General features: G+C 65.3%; 4 protein-coding genes. All 4 read right to left on the reverse strand.

The genetic code is table 11. From position 1 onward, the window contains the following. The coding region (locus CN311_RS33780) for a GNAT family N-acetyltransferase (protein WP_342586709.1) at positions 1-240 on the reverse strand (240 nt) is incomplete at its 3' end. Positions 241-399: 159 nt separating this feature from the next. Next, positions 400-1,191 (reverse strand): anti-sigma factor family protein, encoded by a 792-nt coding sequence (locus tag CN311_RS26410; protein WP_097576596.1) that lies wholly within the window; start codon positions 1,189-1,191, stop codon positions 400-402. Beyond that, positions 1,188-1,706 carry an RNA polymerase sigma factor gene (locus CN311_RS26415; RefSeq protein WP_097576597.1) on the reverse strand — a complete coding sequence of 173 codons (519 nt, stop codon included), beginning with the start codon at positions 1,704-1,706 and terminating at the stop codon, positions 1,188-1,190. Before CN311_RS26415 ends, CN311_RS26410 begins: the two co-directional genes overlap by 4 nt. Positions 1,707-1,882: 176 nt before the next feature. Continuing rightward, the coding region (locus tag CN311_RS26420; RefSeq protein ID WP_133117266.1) for a DUF2339 domain-containing protein at positions 1,883-2,942 on the reverse strand (1,060 nt) is incomplete at its 5' end.

Here is a 2,942-nt window from a genome sequence, read left to right on the forward strand (position 1 = left end):
GAAGAAGGGACCGACGGCAATCGAATAGAGCCGCGCGACGCCGCTGCCCTTGCGAAACAGCACGACCGCGTAGCCAGCAATGCGGCCATCGCTTTCGGCGACCAACATGCTGGCAGTCTCGCGTTCGATCAACTGGCGAAAGGAGCGGCGGGAAATACGGTCGCACGAGAAAACAGCTTTCTCGATGGCGGCGAGGTCATCGACGTCGGACGCGCGGGCCTTGCGAATCTCGGCAGGCATGCGGGCTCAGAAAACCTCGATTGGGTTGTGGAAACGGCCCTGGTCGAAACATCGGTCACACCGGCGGAAACACCAGCATTCGTCAAGCGCTATCGCACCTCGATTCGGGCCGAATTGTGACAATTCCAGCGGCTGCGCCGGCTTCGAGAAATGGCGTTGTCAGCTGGCAAGGCCTGCCAGAAGCTGGCTGTAGGCGCTCTTGGCCACCGAACTCAGTTGCGCGCGTGGCAGCGAACCAACGACGGCGCAGGCGTAGCCCTTATCCAGCCAGTAGACAGCCTCGGGGCCGTTTTCTTCCGATCCATAGGTGCCCTTGGCTTTCCCGGCCGATTCGGCGGTGACGAAGAGGGAAATGCGCTCCCCCTTGTCGTCCTCGTAGAGCAGCATCGCAGCCTTGCCATGGCCGGCGGGCAGCAGCCGGCCGCCGACGAGCTGGAACCCTTCCGCCGCCAGATCCGGTGCGACCAGTTTCAGGCCGACCCGGTTGGACAGCCAGGTCTGCAAATGATCCTTGTCGCTGGCCGGCACTTCCACCGCATGCCGTTTTTCCGCGGCATAGATGACATGGGCCGCGATCGCCTGCTCGGCGAGCTGGTCGTTGGCGGGGTCTTCCAGGCCGATATGGTCGATGCCGGCGACATAGCCACCGGCACCGCCAACGGCCAGCACCGCCGCCGCGGCAGCTGCAAGCCACCAGCGCGAGCGCCCTCCCGCCGTCCTTACCGGCGTCTCGCCGAAGACGATTTTCTGCAACCGCGCCGGCACCGGCTCATCGAGCACACCGGCGAACGCGGCATGGAGCGCGGCACGGTCGGCGACATAGCGGGCGCTCTTCACCTTCATTTCGGGATTGGCTTCGAGCCAGGCGTCATACGCCGCGCGCTCGTCGCCCGGCAACTCGCCATCAAGAGCCATGTGGATGTCGCGTTCGGAAAAATCGTGCCGGCTCATTTCTCGACGATCCTTATCGAGCGGCGGCGCGCGGTGTCCTCCAGCAATCCGCGCAATTCCTCACGCCCGCGCGCGATGCGCGACATCAATGTACCGGCAGGCACGCCGAGGATGTTGGCGGCCTCGGCATAGGAAAAGCCTTCGATGGCGACCATGACCAGTGCCGCGCGCCGGTCGGGGCTGATCGCCTGCAGCGCGTCGATGATCTCGCGCGAGGCGATGCCCGCCACCTGCTCGGCAGGTGCCGCCTGCGCTTCGCTCGCTTCCAGCGGCAGCATAGCGGCCTCACCGCGCCGGTTGACCTTGCGCATCTGGTCTATGAACAAATGATGCATGATCGTAAACAGCCACCTTCTGGGGCTTTCTCCAGTCTGCCAGTTGTCGAGCCGCACAAGCGCCCGTTCCAGGCAGTCCTGAACGAGATCGTCGGCGGAATCGCGGTCGCGCAGCAGCGAGCGCGCGTAGCGGCGCAGCCGCGGTATTTCGCCAAGGATCGCTGCCTTCTTTTCGTCCATGACCGCTGATTCTGAGGTCGCCTTGTCTTCCCGATTGAATGCGTCTTCGCGGCGCAGCGCAAGCGGCCAAAGCGAAGCGGCCTGCCGCCCCGGTCACCCAAGCAATGAGATAACGCCGGTGTGGACCGGTTTATTCCCGGTCAGATTGAAACGCGGGTGCGATTGCGCGCCCTAAATCAGCTGTCCTTCGCCGCGCGCGTCAGCAGCCGCTGGTAGAACAGGCCGATGCCGATCAGCACGGCGCCGAGGCCGATGAAGGACAGCGCTCGCAGCACGCCTTCCAGCTCCGACATGTCGAAGACGAAGACTTTGAGCACGGCAACCGAGATCAGCGCGGCGGATGCGATGCGCAGCACCTGCGATTTCAGCCGGACGCCAGCGGTGAGCAGCGCCACGCCGATGACCAGCCAGAGCGCCGAATAGGTGTAGGTTTCGAGCTGGCCGAGACCGCTCCACAGGCCGATGAACTCGCCCTTGAACAGCCGCCTGACCGACAGCGTCGCATAGGCGAAGGCGAGCACTGCCGCCACCACCGCCAGCATCGCGGCATACCATTTCGGCCGCTTGTCTCTGATGTAGAGCGCGAGCCCCCCGGCAGCGACCGCCGGCAGGAGATAGGCCAGGAACAGGAGGTTGAATACCGGGATCCGACCGGTCGATTCGTCCGTGAACAGTGGGTTCAGCGCGAGAAAATGCTGGATGACGATGAAGGCGACCGAGACCACGCCCGCGGCAATCGAGCCGTAGCGCAGCACCGAGCTGGGCGAACGCATGTCGATGGCGACCAGGATAGCGCCGGCGCCGAGGGCGATCAGCGTGTAGATCGCCTGCTCGGCGAGCGTGACCACGCCGGTGTCGATGACGCCGCCATGCATGGCATGGCGCACCAGCATGGCGATGGTCAGCAGCGCAAACAGCGCCGCCGCCGCCTCCATGGCGAGGCGCGGGCGGCCGTTTCCAGCCATTGCGGGGGTGGTGCGGGCGAGCTGCCAGGCGGCGAAACCGAAGGTGAGCGCCGGCACGCCATATCCGGGCAGCAGCCAGTTGAACACCGGCGTCGTCGAGAGGAATTGGGCGCCGACGATTGTCGGATCGAAGGCTATGCGGGCGAGCACGGCGATGACGGCACCGACCGAAATCCAGCCGAGCACCGGATAGGCGCGCCAGCGCGTGGCCAGCGCCGGCACGACAGCCGCGGCGCCCAGAAGAATGGTGGTCAAGCCGGACCCGAAAGCC

The sequence above is a fragment of the Mesorhizobium sanjuanii genome (assembly GCF_002529485.1).
Taxonomy (GTDB): domain Bacteria; phylum Pseudomonadota; class Alphaproteobacteria; order Rhizobiales; family Rhizobiaceae; genus Mesorhizobium; species Mesorhizobium sanjuanii.